Origin of the sequence: Polaromonas hydrogenivorans, assembly GCF_040105105.1 — a bacterium.
Classification (GTDB): domain Bacteria; phylum Pseudomonadota; class Gammaproteobacteria; order Burkholderiales; family Burkholderiaceae_C; genus Polaromonas; species Polaromonas hydrogenivorans.
Map to the genome: position 1 here is coordinate 2,662,549 of NZ_CP157675.1, position 18,273 is coordinate 2,680,821.

Here is an 18,273-nt window from a genome sequence, read left to right on the forward strand (position 1 = left end):
CATGCGCTGCCTGACGGGTATCCCGCAGGGTTCAGCGTTGACGGGCCAGACGGGCAATCAACGTGAGCGCGGTCAAGCCGATGACGGCAAAGCAGACAAAAGACCAGTTGGCAATTGAGCCGCCCAGAAAGGTCCAGTCCACCTTGGAGCAGTCGCCGCTGCCCTTGAAAATCATGGGAATCGCGCGTTGGAGCGGAAAGGTTTCGATCATTCCGTAAAAGTCACGGCCGCATGAGGAAATTTCAGGCGGATACCACTGCAGAAAACTCTGGCGGGCGGCGACGAACGCACCAAAACCGGCCAGCAGCAGCAGAACGCTAGAACCCGTGATCAAGCCTTTTCTGTTGGACGTGATGGCCGTCAGGCCCGCCACGATGGCAACCAGCACCAAGGCGTAACGCTGCACGATGCACATCGGGCAAGGCTCCAGGCCCACGACATGCTGCAGGTACAGGCCAAAGGCCAGCAGGGCCACGCACACCACGGCCGTCAGTGCCAGCACACGGCGTGGCATGGCGTCAAAATACTTCAAAAACATCGGTTTCCCTCTTTTTATGGCTTGATCGGTTGATCGTTCGGTGGTTCGTGGGCCTGGCACCGGATTAGTTCCCGGACCTGCGCAATTAGCCCGGATCACGGATAAGCACCTTCGGCCTGGTCCTACAACCGCAGTGGGGCATCAAGCAGTAATTTTGAGGCTCGATTTCCCCAGACCCTGCGCCCACGGCAGGCGTCAACTCTACCAAAGGAGCCCCCATGAAAATCACGCAAAAGATCGCACCCTGCCTCTGGTTCGATGGCCAGCCGTTCACGGCGCTCAATGGCGGGCCGGAGTTCAAGTTCAACGAGGCGATTTCATTCCAAGTGTTCTGCGACACGCAGGAAGAAATCGACGGCTACTGGAACCAGCTCTCGGCGGGCGGCGACGAGAAAGCCCAGATATGCGGCTGGCTCAAGGACAGGTTTGGCGTGTCATGGCAGATCGTGCCGTCCATGCTGCCCGACATGGTCAGCGACCCCGATTCGCCCAACGGCCAGCGCGCCATGAAGGCCATGATGCAGATGAAAAAGCTCGACATCGCCGAGCTGAAGCAGGCCTACGCTGGTTAAGGCTGCCTTGCGTCAGATCCCCTCGCCCGCATCCACGAACACACGCACATTGCGCGGCGTGAGCACCAGCATGTCGCCTTCGCGCAGGCCCATGTCCTTGTACTGACTGGCCGAAATCTGCACTTCGACCAGCGACTCAGCGACGCCCTTGGCGGCCTGCTTGCTGTCCTCGGGAACCAGCTCCAGCCGGGCAATCGGACCGATGACAATCGCCCGGTCCAGCCTGGCTACCAAGCCCTGGGCGCCCGGCGCATAACGCTTGACCTCGAAATCGTGCGGACGCACATAGGCAAAGGCCTTGGCGTTTTGCGCGCCGCTGTGCTCGGGCGAATCCAGCTTCATACCCTGGAGTTGCACCTCGCCTTCGTGGGCGCGGCCGTGGAACAGGTTCACATCGCCCAGGAAACCATAGACGAAGGGGCTGGCCGGATGGTCCCAGACCTGCTGCGGCGAGCCGATCTGCTCGACCTTGCCGGCGTTCATCAGCACCACGCGGTCGGCGACTTCCAGGGCTTCCTCCTGGTCGTGCGTGACAAAAATGCTGGTGACATGCAGGTCGTCATGCAGGCGGCGCAGCCAGCGGCGCAACTCCTTGCGCACCTTGGCGTCGAGCGCGCCGAAGGGCTCGTCGAGCAGCAGCACCTTGGGCTCGACCGCCAGCGCCCGCGCCAGGGCGATGCGCTGGCGCTGGCCGCCGGACAGCTGCGACGGAAAGCGGTCCGCCAGCCAGTCAAGCTGCACCAGGCTGAGCAGCGAATGCACTTTTTCCCTGATCTGCGCTTCGCTGGGCCGCAAGGCACGCGGCTTGACGCGCAGGCCGAAGGCGACGTTTTCAAACACCGTCATGTGGCGGAACAGCGCGTAATGCTGGAACACAAAACCAACCCCGCGCTCGCGCACATGCACGTCGGTGGTGTCCTCGCCGCTAAAGAAGATATTGCCCTGATCCGGCGTTTCCAGCCCGGCGATGATGCGCAGCAGCGTGGTCTTGCCGCAGCCCGAGGGGCCGAGCAAGGCGACGAGTTCGCCCGCTTCGATGTCCAGGCTCACGTCGGCCAGCGCCTGGAAGTTGCCAAACTGCTTGCTGACATTGCGAATTTCGATACCCATGATTTATTTTTTCCAGCGTGTGTTCAACGAATGCCAGCAACAGCTTGCGGCCGCTCCGGCGGCAATTGGGCCGCCGCTTTCATTTCAGCTTCATGACGCCATTCGGCCACGGACTTGATGGCCAGCGTGACCAGCGCCAGGATGGCCAGCAGCGACGCCACGGCAAAGGCAGCCACCGACTGGTATTCGTTGTACAGAATTTCCACATGCAGCGGCAAGGTGTTGGTCTGCCCGCGAATATGGCCCGACACCACCGACACCGCGCCGAACTCGCCCATGGCCCGCGCATTGCACAGGATCACACCGTAAATCAGCCCCCACTTGATGTTGGGCAGCGTGACATGCCAGAAGGTCTGCCAGCCGGTCGCGCCCAGCACGATGGCCGCCTGCTCTTCGTCGTTGCCCTGCGCCTGCATCAGCGGAATCAGCTCCCGCGCGATGAACGGAAAGGTCACGAACACGGTCGCCAGCACGATGCCGGGAACGGCAAAGATGATCTTGATGTCATGCGCCTGCAGCCACGGCCCGAACCAGCCCTGCGCGCCGAACAGCAGCACGTACATCAGACCAGCCACCACGGGCGAGACGGAGAACGGCAAGTCCACCAGCGTCGTCAGGAATGACTTGCCGCGAAACTCATACTTGGCAATCGCCCAGGCCGCCGCCACGCCGAACACCAGGTTCAGCGGCACGGAAATCCCGGCGGCAATCAAAGTGAGCTGGATGGCCGACCAGGCATCGGGCTCACGCAGCGCCGCGAAATAAGCGCCAAAACCCTTGCGCAAGGCCTCGGTGAACACGGCGGCCAGCGGCAAAATCAGGAACAGCAGCACGAACAGCAGCGCCACCGTGATCAACGTGTAGCGGACCCAGGGCGCTTCGGTGGTTCCGGCTTTTACCCGGCGAACGGGTTGCGAGGATGGCCCGCTCATGAGGATGCTCCCGTATTTTTACGCTGCCAGGCCTGCAGCGCATTGATGACCAGCAGCAAGGCGAACGAGATAACCAGCATCACCACTGCAACCGCCGTGGCCCCGGCGTAGTCGTACTGCTCCAGCTTGCCGATGATGATCAGCGGCGTGATCTCGGAAATCATCGGCATGTTGCCGGCAATGAAGATCACCGAGCCGTATTCGCCAATCGCGCGGGCAAAGGCCATCGCAAAACCTGTCAGCAGGGCCGGGGCGATGTGCGGAAAAATCACCTTGGTGAAAATCTGCAGCCGGTTGGCGCCCAGCGCCGTGGCGGCCTCCTCAAGCTCTTTTTCGGCATCTTCAAGCACCGGCTGCACCGTGCGCACGACGAACGGCATGCCGACAAAAATCAGCGCAATCACCACGCCGGCCGGCGTGAAGGCCAGCTTGATGCCCATCGGCTCCAAATATTGGCCCAGCCAGCCGTTGCCGGCCAGCAGCGCCGTCAGCGAGATGCCGGCCACGGCCGTCGGCAGCGCGAACGGCAAATCGACCAGCGCATCAACGATTTTCTTGCCCGGGAACTTGTAGCGCACCAGCACCCAGGCCAGCAGCAGGCCAAACACCAGGTTGACCAGCGCGGCAATCAGAGAAGCGCCGAACGTCAGCCGGTACGAGGCCATCACGCGCGGTGACGTGACGGCGAACACAAACTGCTCCCAGGTCAGGGTGAAGGTCTTGAAGAACAGCGCCGTGATCGGGATCAGCACGATCAGGCTCAGGTACAGCACCGTGTAGCCCAGGGTGAGCCTGAAGCCGGGCAGCACGCGCTGGGGGGTTCTTTTAGCGTTTGCACGCAACGGCGGCGCCACCCCTGCGGATGGCGCCCCGGAAATCAAGGCATTCATGCTTAACGGACGGTGTAGAGCTTGTCGAACTGGCCACCGTCATTGAAGTGGACTTTTTGCGCTTCGCTCAGCGAGCCGAACATTTCCTGCACCGTGAACAACTGGATGGGCTTGAAAACAGCGGCGTTCTTTTTCAGAATGGCCTGCGAATAAGGACGCATCGCATGTTTGGCGGCAATTTCCTGCCCTTCATCCGAATACAGGTAATCCAGATAGGCCTTGGCCAGTTCAGCCGTTCCCTTCTTGGCCACGGTGCGCTCGACCACCGCCACCGGGTTTTCGGCCAGGATACTGATGGACGGATAGACCGCATCGACCTTGCCTTCGCCAAACTCCTTGTTCACCGACACCACTTCGGACTCAAAGGTCACCAGCACATCGCCAATGTTGCGCTGCAAAAAGGCCGTGGTCGCATCGCGCCCGCCCTTGCCCAGCACCGGAACATTCTTGTACAGCTTGCCGACAAACTCGGCGGCCTGCGCATCGGTCGCGCCCTTCTTTTTGGCATAACCCCAGGCGGCCAGGTAGGTGTAGCGGCCATTGCCGCCGGTCTTGGGGTTGACCACGATCACCTGGATGCCGGGCTTGGTCAGGTCGTCCCAGTCCTTGATGCCCTTGGGATTGCCGTTGCGCACCAGGAACAGCATGGTCGAGGTGGTCGGCGAGGCGTTGCCCGGAAAGCGCTTGGCCCAGTCCTTGGCGACCACGCCGGCATTGGCCAGGAACTCGACATCGGTCGAGGTGTTCATGGTCACCACATCGGCGTCCAGGCCATCGGCCACCGAACGCGCCACGGCGCTGGAGCCGGCATGCGACTGGTCGATTTTCACGTCCTTGCCGGTGGTTTTCTTGTAATGGGCGATGAAGGCGGCGTTGTAGTCCTTGTAGAACTCGCGCGCCACGTCATACGAGCCGTTCAGCAGGGTTTGGCTTGATGCCAGGCCGCCCGTGGCTAGCGCAAGTGCGGCCAGGAGTGTTTTTAATTTTGAGGTCATGCCGTTTCCAGAAATCCAGGAGGTGAAGAAGAAAGCTTTGAAAATGGGGCATCGGTGCCGTCCCATGCCAGCGACTGCAACAACGCCATGCCGAGCGGCCATTCGCCGTGGCCTGATTCGGTATTGATGTGGCCGGCGTCCTGCAGGCGGACAAATTCGCTGCCCCAGGCCCGAGCATAAGCGCCCGCCAGCCGCACCGGGCAATAAGGGTCATTGGCGCTGGCCACCAAAATGGTGCGGTAAGGCAGCTTCTGAAAAGGCACGGGCGCGAAGTCGCTCAGCACGGCGCGGCGTTCCGGGTCGGCCGGCGCCACCAGCAAGGCGCCCTGAATCCTGTCCATCGCCTCTGGCGGCAGATGCGCGGTGGCAATGCAGCCCAGGCTGTGTGCGACGACCACCACCGGCTCGTTCTGCTGCACGATGGTCTGGGCAATCGATGCAACCCAGGCGTTGCGGCTGGGCGTGATCCAGTCGTCCTGCCGCACGCGCACCGCGCCAGGCAGCCGGTCGGCCCACAGGCTTTGCCAGTGACCGGGGCCGGAATCGCGCCAGCCGGGAACAATGATGATGCGCACGGTACGGGTTCTTAGCAAAAAACGATAGAAGTGCACCGCGCCGGGCCGCCCCAGGCAAGCACAGCCCCCTCGGGGGGCAGCGCAGTACGCGAAGCGACAAGCGTGGGGGCTCTGTTCATTTGTTGGGTTGCGGCGTGATGCGCAGATAGGGCTTGACGGCCGTGAAACCCTTGGGGAAACGCTGCGCCAGTTCGGCCGGGTCCTGGATGCTGGGCACGATCACCACGTCGTCGCCGTCTTTCCAGTTCACCGGCGTGGCCACCTTGTGGCTGTCGGTCAGCTGCAGCGAATCGATCACCCGCAGGATTTCATCGAAGTTGCGGCCGGTGCTGGCCGGATAGGTGAAGGTGGCGCGGATGACTTTCTTCGGGTCGATGATGAACACGCTGCGCACCGTGGCGGTGGTCGAGGCGTTCGGGTGGATCATGTCGTACAGATTGGCCACGGTCCTGTCGGCATCGGCCAGGATCGGAAAATTCACCGTGGTGTTCTGGGTTTCATTGATGTCGCTGACCCACTTGCCGTGCGAATCCAGCGGGTCGATGCTGATGGCGATGGGTTTGACGTTTCGCTTGGCGAATTCGCTGGCCAGCGCTGCGGTTTTCCCCAATTCAGTAGTGCAGACCGGCGTGAAATCCGCCGGATGCGAAAACAGCACCACCCACGAATCGCCGGCCCAGGCATGAAATGAAATCGTGCCTTCGGTCGAGTCCTGCTTGAAGTCAGGGGCCGTGTCGCCGAGTCTGAGAGTGGTCATGATTCGCTCCTGAAATGGTTGGTAGCCGGTATTCTGGAGCGGAATCCTTAAAACTCAAAAGAATATATTCCTCTTAATTTATGATTTAAATTGAATAAGAGAATTCAATTGAATTCGATAAAAAGAGTCGATTTTTTAACTTTTTGCTATGTTTTCAATAGCTGTTACAGCCTATCCATATTGCGCAAAGCAGCTATTTCTTTATAAAAACTGACTCAAGATGAGTCCGGCGATTCGCTCCCCAGCACTTCTTCACCCTGCATGTACTTGCCCAGAAAGTCGAGAAAGCTGCGCACCGCCGGTATCTGGCCGCGCCGCGAGGGGAAAACCGCATGCGCCATGCCCGGTTTGGGCGCCCAGCCCGGCAGCACCGGCACCAGAAGTTGCGCCTGAAGCTCGGCCCTGCTGAGGAATTCAGGCAAAAAACTGATGCCTGTTCCCGCCAGCACGGCCAGCTTGAGCGTCTGCAGGTCGTCGGCCACGTAACGCGGCTGGTGCTGAAACACAAATTCCTGTCCTTCGGGTCCGACCAGCACCCAGGCGCTGCGCCCGTCGGTCGCGGACATGGCCACCGTGTCCAGCCGGACCAGGTCTTCGAGGGTCGCCGGTGTGCCCTGCCGGCGAAGCTGTTCCGGGCTGGCCAGCAAATGGCCGCAGGTCGCACCCAGTTGCTTGACCACCAGGCTGCCGCTGTCGTCCAGCGTGGGCCGCACCCGCAGCGCGATGTCGATGCCCTCCTCCACCAGATCAACCACCCGGTTGGTCACACGCAAATCGAGCTTGACCAGCGGAAACAGCGCCAGGTAACGGGGAATCAGGTAGCCCAGCGTGCTTTGGGCCAGCGTGACCGGGCAGGTCACGCGCAGCATGCCGCGCGGCTCCACCTGCAGATGCGCCACCGCCTCGGCAGCGGCCAGTGCTTCATCGCGCATGGCGCTGCAGTGGCGCAGATAGATGTCGCCGACTTCGGTCAGCGACAGCTTGCGCGTGGTGCGCTGCAGCAAGCGAACGCCCAGGCGCGATTCCAGTTCGGCCACGCGGCGCGACAGCCGGGATTTCGGTACACCCAGCGCCCGTCCGGCAGCGGCAAAACCGCCGCGCTCCGCGACCTCGGCAAAGTACAGCATGTCATTCAGGTCTTCCATTGGCCGCTCCATTGAATTTATTGTCCCGTGAATAGAACAATCTATCGCGATTTTGCCGGCTTATCAAAGCATTGGCCTGCACACACAATCTATCCATGGCTGAAACACAGCAGTCAGCCTCACAAACTTCTTCAACCACGCCAACGCAAGGATTTCATCATGAGCAAGCTTCTTCACATCGACTCCAGCATCCTGGGCAGCAATTCGGTTTCCCGCCAGCTGACGGCGCAAATCGTCGCGTCATGGCGCGCCGCCCATCCGGCCACCGAAGTCAACTACCTCGACCTGGCCATGGACAGCCCGAGCCATTTGTCGGCCGAGTCCCTGGGTTTTCGCCTGCCTGCCGGCACGGCTGAGCTGAGCGATGCGCAACAGCGCGAAAACGCCACTTCCGAAGCCCTGGTGTCGCAGTTCATGGCAGCCGATGTGCTGGTGATCGGTGCGCCGCTGTACAACTTTTCGATTCCCAGCCAGCTCAAGGCCTGGATTGACCGCGTGGCCCAGGCCGGCCGCACCTTCAAGTACACCGAAAAAGGCCCGGTCGGCCTAGCCGGCGGCAAAACCATCATCGTGGCCTCGGCCCGTGGCGGCATGTATTCGACCAGTGACGCCGGCAATGCCATGGAACACCAGGAAAGCTACCTGAAAACCGTCTTCGGCTTCTTCGGCGTGACCGATGTGCGCTTTGTCCGGGCCGAAGGCCTGGCGATGGGCGAAGCCGCCAAGGCCGCCGCGCTGGCCGCCGCGCAGGTTGAAATCCTGGCGCAAACCCACAGTGCCGCCAACCAGCCGCAGGCAGTCCTGGTTGCCTGATTCCGAACTCAAGGCTTTTTAGCCATCCCCAAATAAAAAAACCCGCCATGGCGGGTTTTTTTATGGGCGTCTCACGCTACGTATCAAGCGTGCTTTTTAACCCAGGCCACATAGGCATCGACCCAGCCCTGCAAGAACTTCAGGCTGGCTTCACCGATATTGCCCGCCGCGTCATACAGCCCCTCCTTGTTGTGGATGAAGGCTTCGGGCTGCCCCAGCGCCGGCATGTTCAGGTAGGCCAGCATGTTGCGCAGGTGCTGCTGCGCCATGGCCGTGCCGATGGGGCCGACCGACGCGCCAATCACCCCGGCAGGCTTGCCGTTCCAGGCGCTTTGACCGTAGGGACGCGATGCATGGTCAATGGCATTTTTCAGCACGCCGGGAATGGACCGGTTGTATTCGGGCGTGACAAACAGCACCCCCTGCGCCGCCGTGATCTCGCCCTTGATGCGCGTGACCTGCGCGGCCGGGTTGCCGTCATCGTCCTGGTTGTACAGGGGCAGGTCGTCAATGCGGACATGGGTAAAACTGAAATCGGCCGGAAACAGCTTTTCCAGCGCCCCGGCGAGCTTCTTGTTGAACGAATCCTTGCGAAGACTGCCGACAACGACAGCGATGGTGTACTGAGCCATGAAATTCTCCAGAAACCCGGTTAGTTCATCCAACCGGCAGGTTGATAAAGAAAGCTGAAAGTAGCAGGTGCATTATGCAAAGCAGCCTGGAATCTTGCTGGCAAGAATTTGGGAGCGCCAACGGACCCGCGCCAGCCACGCACCTTAATACACAGTCATTTGATCTAATACCGGTTTTAGCGGGCTTGTGAAGGCAAGCCCGCCCCGGCGGCGGTCAGTCAAGGCATTACCATTCATGGGTATTGACAAGTTCATTTCTCCCTACCCCCGCTATCGTCGAAAATCGCTGAGACGCGTTCACCCGCCTCACCACCACCGCAACAAGGACACTGATGAAAAGAGTTGATGATTTCCGCCTGAAATTCGGCCACAAAGAACTGGTTCCGATCATCATTGGCGGAATGGGCGTCGATATTTCCACCGCCGAGCTGGCGCTGGAGGCTGCGCGCCTGGGCGGCATTGGCCATATTTCCGACGCCTTGATCCATGACGTTTCCGACCGGCGCTTCGACACGGAATTTGTCAAGGGAAAAACCCGCTTCTACAAGCACAACATCGCCAACTCGGACAAGAGCAGCGTCCAGTTTGATCTGGGCCAACTGGCCGAAGCGACCCGGCTGCATGTGGGCAAGACCATGGAAGCCAAGCGCGGCGACGGCATGGTGTTCGTCAACGTCATGGAAAAGCTGACCATGAATTCGCCGCGCGACACGCTGGAAGTGCGGCTCAATTCGGCGCTCGATGCGGGCATCGACGGCATCACCCTGAGCGCCGGCCTGCACCTGGGCTCGTTTGGCCTGATGGCCGGGCACCCGCGCTTTCGCGACGCCAAGCTGGGCATCATCGTGTCGTCGGTGCGCGCCCTGCAGCTGTTCCTGCGCAAGACGGCCCGCCTGCAGCGCCTGCCGGACTATGTGATCGTTGAAGGCCCGCTGGCCGGCGGACACCTGGGTTTCGGCATGGACTGGGCCAAGTACGACCTGGCGACCATCGTGGCGGAGATCGCGGCCTACCTGAAAGCCGAGCAGATCGACATTCCCCTGATTGCCGCCGGCGGCATCTTCACCGGCAGCGACGCGGTGTCATTCCTTGAAAACGGCGCGGCCGCCGTGCAGGTGGCGACGCGCTTCACCGTGGCCAATGAATGCGGACTGCCGGCCAAGGTCAAGCAGGAGTATTTCAGGGCCAGCGAGGAAGACATCGTGGTCAACACGATTTCGCCGACCGGCTACCCGATGCGCATGCTGCAAAACACGCCGGCCATCGGCTCGGGCATCCGGCCCAACTGCGAAGCCTACGGCTACCTGCTCGACGGCAACGGCAACTGCGCCTACATCACGGCCTACAACGCGCAAATCGTCATCCACCCGGACGGCAAAAACCTGTCGGTCATGGACAAGACCTGCCTGTGCACCCACATGCGCAACTACAACTGCTGGACCTGCGGCAGCATGACCTACCGGCTCAAGGACACCACAAGAATGCTGCCCGACGGCACTTACCTGCCCCTGAGCGCCGAGCACATCTTCCGGGATTACCAGTTCAGCGTTGACAACCAGTTGCTGCTGCCCGAGTAACTGCCCCGGCGGCGCGCAGGCGTTTACACAACAGCGCCGAACAGTGCGCCCACCCCTGCGGTGATCGCCATCGCCAGCGCGCCCCAGAACGTGACGCGCCAGGCGCCGGCGACGAGGCTGGCGCCACCGGCACGGGCGGCCAGGGCGCCCAGCAGCGCCAGGAAAACCAGCGAAGTCAGCGCCACCCAGGCGGTCAGCCCCCGCGCTGGCGCCAGGGCGATGACGGCCAGCGGCAACGCCGCGCCCAGCGCAAAGCTGGTTGCCGATGCCAGGGCCGCCTGGACCGGATGCGCGCTCAAGGTGTCGGAAATTCCCAGTTCATCACGCACATGGGCGCCCAGTGCGTCATGCGCCATCAGTTGTTCGGCCACCTGGCGGGCCAGTTCAGGGCTCAGGCCGCGTGCCGTATAGATGCCCGCCAGTTCCGCATGTTCCGCGACCGGATGCTGTTCGATTTCAAGGCGCTCGCGCTCCAGCTCGGCGTTTTCCGTGTCGGCCTGGGAGTGGACCGAGACATATTCCCCCGCCGCCATCGACATGGCGCCGGCCATCAGCCCGGCCACGCCGGCGACCAAAATAGCTTGCTGATCGGCACCGGCGGCAGCCACGCCCAGCACCAGGCTGGCGGTCGAGACAATGCCGTCGTTGGCGCCCAGCACGGCGGCGCGCAGCCAGCCGATGCGGTCCGTGCGATGGCGTTCCAGGTGGCGGCTGAGCGGTTTCTTGGGCAAGGGAGGCTCCTGTTGAAAAAGGTCAAGCCGCGGCACGGCGGCGTTTCAGGCAGAAAGATGGGTCATTGAAGCACAGCCGGGGGCTTGCGACAGATTTCCGAACGGATCAATCAATGCTATAAAATTAGTAGCTGTATATGCATTACTGTATTGCGAAAACGCCATTATTTATCATAAATAACGCGCACAGACAGCCCGCCCAGCCGCGCAGATCGCCCAACGTCCATCTTCAGCCGGTGAACGGCCGCGATGCGCCGCACGATGGACCAGCCCAGCCCGCTGCCGCTCTCCAGGCTGCCGGTGACGCGGAAGAAACGCTCGCCAAGCCGCTGGCGGTCGGCGTCATCAAGGCCGGGCCCGCTGTCCTCGACATGCAGCACCACTTGCCCGTTCTGCTGTTGCACGTCCACCCTGATGTGCGCGGCGGCGGGACTGTAGCGCACCGCGTTGTCCACCAGGTTGCGCACCAGCACCGCCAGCAGCGTCTCGTTGCCCGGAATGGTGCAGGGCTCGCTGGCTTCGAATTCGAGCGACTGGCGTTTGCCAATCGCCTTGGGCGCCAGTTCGGCCACGACGCGCTGGGCCAGTGCCCGCAAATCGACATCGGCCATGGCGGGCGATTCTGCCGCTTCGAGCCGGGACAGGCTGAGCAACTGCTCGACCAGCCGAGTCGCGCGGTCGCAGCCTTCGAGCGTGCCCTGCAGCGCGTGCTGCCGCAGGGCATTGTCAGACTCACCCATGGCGACTTGCGCCTGCATGCGGATGGCGGCAATCGGCGTGCGCAGCTCGTGCGCCGCGTCGGCCGTGAAGCGGCGCTCGGACTCCAGCAGCAGGGCTATGCGCTCGAACAGGCTGTTCAGGGCGGCGATCATGGGCGCCATCTCGTCAGGCAAATGGTTGATGGCGACCGGACTCAGCGCCTGCGGCTGGCGCTCGGCCAGTACGCGCCCGAGCTGGCGAATCGGCTGCACGCCCAGGCGCACCGCCCACCACACCGCCAGCACCAGCAGCGGCAGCGCCACCGCCATCGGCCACAGGGTGCTGCGCAGCACCGCCCACAAAATGGAGTTGCGCGAACTCACCTGCTCGCCCACATAGACCTGCACGTCGCGCCTGGCGCCCTGGGCGGCGAAAACGCGCCAGGCCATGCCCCCGATCCGCACGGTCCTGAAGCCGGAGGTGAATTTTTTTCCGGCCTCGACCATGGGCGCGACCGGCGCATTGGCCGAACGCAGCGCCAGCCGGTCTTCATGAAAAACCTGGAACGCCACCTTGGGCGCATAGCGGTGCAGCGTGGGCGCGTCCAGGCCCTGGCCGTCGTCCTCTTCCATCTCCTGCGCCTGCTGCACCACCAGCAGGGCGGCGGCCTGCGCCAGGTGGCCGTCGAGCAGCTCGTCCAGTTCATGGCGCACATCGAACCAGGTCAGCACCGAGGTCACCAGCCAGACCAGCGCCACGCCGGACAGCACCAGCAGCAGCAGCCGGTTTTGCAGGGATCGGGGCGCCCGGATCATCTGGACAGGTCCTTCTGCAGCATGTAGCCGACGCCGCGCACGGTGTGGATCAGCGCCGGACCGAGCTTGCGCCGCAGATTGTGGATATGCACCTCGATGGCGTTGCTCTCGACTTCCTGGCCCCAGCTGTAGAGCTGCTGCTCCAGCTGTTCGCGCGACAGCACGCGGTCGGCGCTGAGCATGAAGGCCTGCAGCAGGTCGAATTCCCGCGTCGAAAGCGTGACCGGCTCGCCCGCCTTGCGCACGGTGCGGGACGCCGGGTCCAGCTCGACATCCTGCGCGCTCAGGCACTCCTGCGTCTGGCCGTGCGCGCGGCGCACCAGCGCGCGCAGCCGCGCGGCCAGCTCGTGCAGATCGACCGGCTTGACCACGTAGTCGTCGGCGCCGACATCGAGTCCGCGTATGCGGTCGGGCACGGCATCGCGCGCGGTCAGCACCAGCACCGGCGTCTTGACCCCGGCGCGGCGCACGGCCGCCAGCACATCCAGCCCGTCCTTGCGCGGCAGCCCGAGGTCGAGCACGGCGGCTTCGTAAGGCTGGGCGCGCAACTCGCGCTCGGCGGCTTCGCCATCGCGCACCCAGTCCACCTGAAAGCCAAGCTGGCGCAGCCCGGCGCGCAGGCCGTCGCCCAGCAGTGAATCGTCTTCGGCCAGCAGGATGCGCATGGATGTTTTCTTTCAGTCGCGGTCGATGTTGCGGGAATTATCAGTCTGCGCCGCGTCCTGGACGCCCGCGTTTTGCGGCGCCTCGCTCCACTGCCAGCCCCAAAAACCCAGCACGCAGGCCAGCACAGCGGCCGCCAGAATGCCGTGGTTGCGCCTGGCCAGGTCCGGGCCGGGGCCGGCGGCGCGGCCGGTCAGCATGGGCAGCGCCTGGTTCTTGCGCCGCAGCAGGCTCAGCAAGCCAATCAGCCCGATATGCGCCAGCACCACGGCCAGCATGGCATTGCCGAAAAATTCATGCACATCTTCGAGCCATTCGCTGCCCCACTCGTCCCAGACCGCATAGCCGCTGAGCGTCAGCGGCGCCACCACGCCCAGGATGAGCACGATGGCCAGCGCCATCATGAGGTTCTGGCCCTGGCGCCAGGCGGGCTGCGCCGTGGCGATGGACTTGACGTTCGGCAGCGACTTCAGCCACGCCGGCAGGCCCTGCAACTTGCGCCACAGCATGGCCAGCCTGGCCTGGCGCGGCCCGAGCAGGCCCCACAACACGCGCGCCACCAGCAAGCCGGCCAGGGTATAGCCCAGCGTCACATGCATCAGGCGCCAGCGCTCGCCGTCGGCAGTCAGGTAGGCGCCGGTAAAACTCAGCGCCATCAGCCAGTGCAGCATGCGCGTGGGCGCATCCACCACGCGGCGGCTTTGCGGACGGGGCGCCTGGGTTTGCGCGCCAGCCGGCGCCGCAGAGGGTTCTGGAGAAGGAAAGGTATGGGTAGTCATGGCTTTCTCATTGAGGGGTCTTATTTCGGAATGCGGACGTTGTCTTCGTCGAAGTCACCCTTGTCGGCGCGGGTGTGGCAGGCGGCGCAGTTGGCCCGGCTGCCGATGGCGGCCCGTTTCCAGGCATCGTTGGTCACCTCACGGTGCTTGCGCTCGAACCAGCTTGACGTGGTGATTCGGTCCTGCGGCGGCTCTTCGCTGACGCGCTTGTAGGTGCCTGCATGGGCGCCCAGCCAGGTGGAAAGCTCCTTGACCGTCGCCGGGTCGAGCGACGCGTCGGTTCCGTAATGCCTGGGCAGGCTGGCCATGACCCGTTTCCACGAGGCAGCCGGCAGCATGCCGGGCGGATACGCCAGGTGGCAGGCGGCGCATTCCTGCTTGTATTGGGGCAACAGCGGCACCATGCGCCTGTCGCCATCGGCCATCGCCGCCTGCGTGGCGCAGATGGTGGCAAGTAAACCGAACAGGACTTTGGTGGAGAGTGAAGGAAACCGGAATGACATGGCGCTGATCCTTGTGAAAATGAATGAAGTCCTGAAGCGCGAAGGGTCAACGCTTGAGCGCCAGCAGCCAGCTCAGCACATCGGCTTTCTCGGCGGCCGTGCATTCGCGGCCCGCGACATCGTTGCAGTTGCGGCGAAACCATTTTTCGGTCTTGGCCGTGTCGGTGAAACGCTCGGGGTTGAAAGCCGGCGCCAGCGCGCTGATGGATTTGCCGGTGGATGCATGCTTGCCAGCCTGTGTCGGCAAGGCGCCGTGGCAGGAGGCGCAACTCCATTCGCGACTGTGGCGCGTGTTGAAGAATTGCTGCCCGCGCGCCGGCACGGCAGGCGCTCCAGCCTGGGCCGTGTAGCCGGCCAACTGCTCCTCTGGCGTCGCGGCGCGGGCGACTGGGGCGATGGCGGCGCAGGCCAGAGCGGCTGCAGCCAGCAAGGCTTTAAACGGCGATGGGTGCAGGGATGACAGCTTCATGAAGACTCCTCGTTTTTGGGGTTGTCTTCATGATGCGGCGGCGTTCTTAGCGCTTTCTTAAGCCCGAGCCTGCGCGGCCTCAGACAGCCTTAAGCAGCAGCCATCAGGATTGACGCATTCACCCACTGCACAAGGAAACCCATCATGCATCCCGCTCTTAGCCTCTTCATCCGCCAATACCTCTGGGTGCTGTGCGCCGCACTCGTGCCGGTCGTCATCACGGCCTTCCTGTCGATTCCGCTCAGCCTGGGCAGCCATCCAGGTGAACCCCATCAACCGGATGCGATGGGTTACAGGCACATGACCTGAAGCAGGACGCCGGCAACTTGAATCCTGTCAATGCCGCAAGGTAAGCTCTGCGTCTGTATCCCGGGCACCCGTCCTCCCAGCCCCTTCTACCCAGCCATCCTCAATGAAATTCAACGACCTCGCCGATGACACCGAAGACAGCCAGCACGGCCCGGCCGAACGCGCGGCGGCCGCTTCGCGCAGCACCTGGGTCAGCGTGGGCGTCAACCTCGTCCTGACGGTCGGCCAGATCGGCGCCGGCATCCTGTCCAAGTCCCAGGGCCTGATTGCCGACGGCATCCATTCGCTGTCCGACCTGGTCGCCGACTTCGTGGTGCTGTTTGCGGGCCATCACAGCAAGAAGGACGCGGACGAAGACCATCCCTACGGCCACCAGCGCTTTGAAACCGCCGCCTCGCTGGCGCTGGGCGTCATTTTGCTGGTGGTGGGCGTGGGCATGCTGTGGTCGGCGATTGGCAAGCTCCAGTCGCCAGAGACCGTGCCGCAGGTCCATGCCAGCGCGCTGTGGGTGGTCGGCATCGCCCTGATCGCCAAGGAGTCGCTGTTTCGCTACATGCTGGCGGTGGCCAAGCGCGTCAAGTCCAGCATGCTGGTGGCCAACGCCTGGCATGCCCGTTCGGATGCGGCGTCGTCGCTGGTGGTGGGCATCGGCATCATCGGCAACCTGGCGGGCTACCCGATCCTGGACCCGATTGCCGCGCTGATCGTGGGTTTCATGGTCACCAAAATGGGCTGGGAATTCGGCTGGGACGCCCTGCACGACCTGATGGACCGCGCCGTGGACGAGCAGGAAGTCGAGGCCATTCGGCAAACCCTGATCGAAACGCCCGGCGTCAGCGACGTGCACGACGTGCGCACCCGCAAGATGGGCGACATGATCGTCGTCGATGCGCATATCGAGGTCGATGCCATGATCACCGTGGAAGCCGGCCACGACATCGCAGTGCAGGCGCGGCAGCGGGTGCTCAAGCGTCACCGCGTGCTGAACCTGATGACCCATGTGGACCCGTGGAAGCGTCCGACCTGGACCATGCCGAAGTGGTGAAATCCCCGGCCATCACGCCCTGAACCCGGCCCTGAAACAAGAGAAGTCGCCCGCCGCCTACAGCATTCGTGAGTTCAGGCCGACGGTGCGGCCGGCTGGCGTTCGACACACTGGGGTCAAGAAGCCGCCGACCACCTCCCGGCGCCGGATGAACCATGAACTTCAACCATTTTTACGCGCTTGTCAAAAAGTCGGTCATGGCCTGGATCGACGATTACGCGCCCAGCATGGGTGCGGCCATTTCCTACTACACGGTGTTTTCGATTGCGCCGCTGATGATCATCGTGATTGCCGTGGCCGGCTTTGTCTGGGGGCGCGAGGCGGTCCAAGGTGAAATCGTCGGCCAGCTGTCGGGGCTGATCGGCAAAGAAGGCGCCCAGGGCGTGCAGGCGCTGATTGAAAGCGCCAACCAGCCCACGCAAGGACTGGTGGCGACCGCCATCAGCATCGTCGTGCTGGTCATCGGCGCCACCACGGTGTTTGCCGAGCTGCAAAGTTCGCTGGACCGGATCTGGCAAGTGCCGAAGGCACCGAAGATCTCGGGTCTCTGGGCGATCTTGCGCAGTCGCCTGCTGTCATTTGGTTTTATCCTGGGGCTTGGCTTTTTGCTGCTGGTGTCGCTGGTGAGCAATGCCGCCATTGCGGCCCTTGGCAGTTGGGCCAGCAGGCTGTTGCCGGGCTGGGAATCCCTGCTCTACCTCATCAACACCCTGTTTTCGCTCGGTGTTGCCACGGTCCTGTTTGCCATGATCTTCAAGGTCATGCCGCAGGCCAAGATCGGCTGGCGCGATGTCTGGACAGGCGCGGGCGTGACGGCCGTGCTGTTTGAAGTCGGCAAGTGGCTGATCAGCCTGTACATCGGCAAAAGCAGCGTGACCTCGTCCTTCGCGGCCGCCGGCTCGCTGGTCGTGCTGCTGGTGTGGGTGTATTACTCGGCGCAGATCTTCCTGCTGGGCGCGGAGTTCACCTGGGTGTATGCCAATGCTCACGGCTCGCTGGCCGGCGCTGGCAAAGCGGCCGATGCGCCTTCATCCACCATGCTACCGGCTCAACAACACGACGCTCCGATTGCAGTGAGCCAGCCCCAGCCAGCGTTACCGAACACGCCGGGCACAGCCGATGTGTGCCGCCCGGCGCTTTCAGGCGATCCCCCCGGCCACGCCTCCCTGAAGCAGCGCGCCATCGTTTATGCGGGCAGCGCCGCGGCCTTTCTTGCGCTGCGCCTGCTGCTGAAATACACAACCCGCAGACGGATCTGAGCCAGGTTGCGCCAGTTCGGCGTCTTTTGCAACCCAGCGCATAACATCGGCAGGACCGACAATTTTCTACAAGGATTCACCATGGGCTTACTGGACGGAATGATGGGCAACGCGTCGAAGATCGATGCCGGAAAAATTCAACAGGAGTTCGAGCAGATACTGGCCGCCGGCGAGCAGGTCGAACATGCCTACCAGCTGATCCGCGACTACTTTGTGTTCACCAGCAAGCGCCTGGTGCTGGTGGACAAGCAGGGCATGACCGGCAGCAAGGTCGAGTACCACTCGATCCCGTACAAAAGCATCACGCATTTCAGCGTCGAGACCGGCGGCCACTTCGACCTGGACGCCGAGCTGAAAATCTGGATTTCGGGAACCGCCCTGCCTTTTCAAAAGCGCTTCAACAAGAAGCTGAGCATCTACGAGGTGCAAAGCGTGCTGGCGGGCTACGTGCTGCGCTAGGCAGCC

General features: G+C 62.9%; 22 protein-coding genes. 7 read left to right on the forward strand and 15 right to left on the reverse strand.

Annotation, left to right across the window (positions count from 1 at the left end):
• Positions 1 to 31 precede the first annotated feature (31 nt).
• Positions 32 to 538 (reverse strand): disulfide bond formation protein B, encoded by a 507-nt coding sequence (locus tag ABLV49_RS12795; RefSeq protein ID WP_349276911.1) that lies wholly within the window; start codon positions 536 to 538, stop codon positions 32 to 34.
• 218 nt (positions 539 to 756) lie between these two features.
• Here ABLV49_RS12795 and ABLV49_RS12800 point away from each other — a divergent pair, with 218 nt between their 5' ends.
• A complete protein-coding gene (locus ABLV49_RS12800) occupies positions 757 to 1,110 on the forward strand; it encodes a VOC family protein (RefSeq protein WP_349276913.1) in 354 nt (117 codons plus the stop codon).
• 12 nt (positions 1,111 to 1,122) lie between these two features.
• On the opposite strand, the gene ABLV49_RS12805 is transcribed toward ABLV49_RS12800, so the two are convergent.
• The 7 genes from ABLV49_RS12805 to ABLV49_RS12835 all read right to left on the reverse strand — a co-directional run bounded on the left by ABLV49_RS12805 (position 1,123) and on the right by ABLV49_RS12835 (position 7,514).
• Positions 1,123 to 2,220, reverse strand: coding sequence for a sulfate/molybdate ABC transporter ATP-binding protein (locus ABLV49_RS12805; protein ID WP_349276916.1), 1,098 nt, complete (start codon positions 2,218 to 2,220; stop codon positions 1,123 to 1,125).
• Between the two features lie 23 nt (positions 2,221 to 2,243).
• Complete coding sequence (cysW, locus tag ABLV49_RS12810; RefSeq protein ID WP_349276918.1) at positions 2,244 to 3,152, reverse strand: sulfate ABC transporter permease subunit CysW; 909 nt, start codon at positions 3,150 to 3,152, stop codon at positions 2,244 to 2,246.
• Positions 3,149 to 4,042: a sulfate ABC transporter permease subunit CysT gene (gene cysT, locus ABLV49_RS12815; RefSeq protein ID WP_349276920.1), complete on the reverse strand. Its 894-nt coding sequence runs from the start codon at positions 4,040 to 4,042 to the stop codon at positions 3,149 to 3,151. The genes cysW and cysT overlap by 4 nt, the downstream gene beginning before the upstream one ends.
• Before the next feature lie 2 nt (positions 4,043 to 4,044).
• Positions 4,045 to 5,037, reverse strand: a complete 993-nt coding sequence (locus ABLV49_RS12820; protein ID WP_349276922.1) for a sulfate ABC transporter substrate-binding protein — start codon at positions 5,035 to 5,037, stop codon at positions 4,045 to 4,047.
• A complete protein-coding gene (locus tag ABLV49_RS12825) occupies positions 5,034 to 5,612 on the reverse strand; it encodes an RBBP9/YdeN family alpha/beta hydrolase (protein WP_349276924.1) in 579 nt (192 codons plus the stop codon). Before ABLV49_RS12825 ends, ABLV49_RS12820 begins: the two co-directional genes overlap by 4 nt.
• Before the next feature lie 115 nt (positions 5,613 to 5,727).
• The gene (locus ABLV49_RS12830; RefSeq protein ID WP_349276926.1) at positions 5,728 to 6,369 is read right to left on the reverse strand and encodes a peroxiredoxin; all 642 of its coding nucleotides are present in this window, start codon (positions 6,367 to 6,369) and stop codon (positions 5,728 to 5,730) included.
• 215 nt (positions 6,370 to 6,584) lie between these two features.
• Positions 6,585 to 7,514 carry a LysR family transcriptional regulator gene (locus tag ABLV49_RS12835; RefSeq protein ID WP_349276928.1) on the reverse strand — a complete coding sequence of 310 codons (930 nt, stop codon included), beginning with the start codon at positions 7,512 to 7,514 and terminating at the stop codon, positions 6,585 to 6,587.
• A 159-nt stretch (positions 7,515 to 7,673) separates the two neighbouring features.
• Between ABLV49_RS12835 and ABLV49_RS12840 the strand changes: the two genes are divergently transcribed.
• Entirely contained in the window at positions 7,674 to 8,327 is a 654-nt protein-coding gene (locus tag ABLV49_RS12840; protein ID WP_349276930.1) for an FMN-dependent NADH-azoreductase, read from the forward strand.
• An 83-nt stretch (positions 8,328 to 8,410) separates the two neighbouring features.
• Here the strand turns inward: ABLV49_RS12840 and ABLV49_RS12845 are convergent, their stop codons facing one another.
• Positions 8,411 to 8,959: an NADPH-dependent FMN reductase gene (locus tag ABLV49_RS12845; RefSeq protein WP_349276932.1), complete on the reverse strand. Its 549-nt coding sequence runs from the start codon at positions 8,957 to 8,959 to the stop codon at positions 8,411 to 8,413.
• 332 nt (positions 8,960 to 9,291) lie between these two features.
• Between ABLV49_RS12845 and ABLV49_RS12850 the strand changes: the two genes are divergently transcribed.
• Complete coding sequence (locus ABLV49_RS12850) at positions 9,292 to 10,536, forward strand: nitronate monooxygenase (protein WP_349276934.1); 1,245 nt, start codon at positions 9,292 to 9,294, stop codon at positions 10,534 to 10,536.
• Between the two features lie 23 nt (positions 10,537 to 10,559).
• Here ABLV49_RS12850 and ABLV49_RS12855 read toward each other — a convergent pair whose 3' ends face one another.
• From ABLV49_RS12855 to ABLV49_RS12880, 6 genes are all read right to left on the reverse strand, one after another.
• Entirely contained in the window at positions 10,560 to 11,267 is a 708-nt protein-coding gene (locus tag ABLV49_RS12855) for a VIT1/CCC1 transporter family protein (RefSeq protein WP_349276936.1), read from the reverse strand.
• Positions 11,268 to 11,431: 164 nt separating this feature from the next.
• A complete protein-coding gene (locus ABLV49_RS12860; protein ID WP_349276938.1) occupies positions 11,432 to 12,781 on the reverse strand; it encodes an ATP-binding protein in 1,350 nt (449 codons plus the stop codon).
• Positions 12,778 to 13,446, reverse strand: a complete 669-nt coding sequence (locus tag ABLV49_RS12865) for a response regulator (RefSeq protein WP_349276940.1) — start codon at positions 13,444 to 13,446, stop codon at positions 12,778 to 12,780. The genes ABLV49_RS12860 and ABLV49_RS12865 overlap by 4 nt, the downstream gene beginning before the upstream one ends.
• 12 nt (positions 13,447 to 13,458) lie before the next feature.
• On the reverse strand, positions 13,459 to 14,223 hold the full coding sequence (locus ABLV49_RS12870) for a cytochrome b/b6 domain-containing protein (protein WP_349276942.1): 765 nt from the start codon (positions 14,221 to 14,223) through the stop codon (positions 13,459 to 13,461).
• Between the two features lie 20 nt (positions 14,224 to 14,243).
• Positions 14,244 to 14,726 carry a diheme cytochrome c gene (locus tag ABLV49_RS12875; protein WP_349276944.1) on the reverse strand — a complete coding sequence of 161 codons (483 nt, stop codon included), beginning with the start codon at positions 14,724 to 14,726 and terminating at the stop codon, positions 14,244 to 14,246.
• 46 nt (positions 14,727 to 14,772) lie between these two features.
• Positions 14,773 to 15,195, reverse strand: a complete 423-nt coding sequence (locus ABLV49_RS12880) for a DUF1924 domain-containing protein (protein ID WP_349276946.1) — start codon at positions 15,193 to 15,195, stop codon at positions 14,773 to 14,775.
• A gap of 144 nt (positions 15,196 to 15,339) precedes the next feature.
• Between ABLV49_RS12880 and ABLV49_RS12885 the strand changes: the two genes are divergently transcribed.
• From ABLV49_RS12885 to ABLV49_RS12900, 4 genes are all read left to right on the forward strand, one after another.
• Entirely contained in the window at positions 15,340 to 15,504 is a 165-nt protein-coding gene (locus ABLV49_RS12885; RefSeq protein ID WP_349276948.1) for a hypothetical protein, read from the forward strand.
• Positions 15,505 to 15,607: 103 nt separating this feature from the next.
• Positions 15,608 to 16,549 carry a cation diffusion facilitator family transporter gene (locus ABLV49_RS12890; RefSeq protein WP_349276949.1) on the forward strand — a complete coding sequence of 314 codons (942 nt, stop codon included), beginning with the start codon at positions 15,608 to 15,610 and terminating at the stop codon, positions 16,547 to 16,549.
• Between the two features lie 155 nt (positions 16,550 to 16,704).
• On the forward strand, positions 16,705 to 17,808 hold the full coding sequence (locus tag ABLV49_RS12895) for a YihY/virulence factor BrkB family protein (protein ID WP_349276950.1): 1,104 nt from the start codon (positions 16,705 to 16,707) through the stop codon (positions 17,806 to 17,808).
• A gap of 81 nt (positions 17,809 to 17,889) precedes the next feature.
• Complete coding sequence (locus ABLV49_RS12900; protein ID WP_011800931.1) at positions 17,890 to 18,267, forward strand: PH domain-containing protein; 378 nt, start codon at positions 17,890 to 17,892, stop codon at positions 18,265 to 18,267.
• Positions 18,268 to 18,273: the final 6 nt, after the last annotated feature.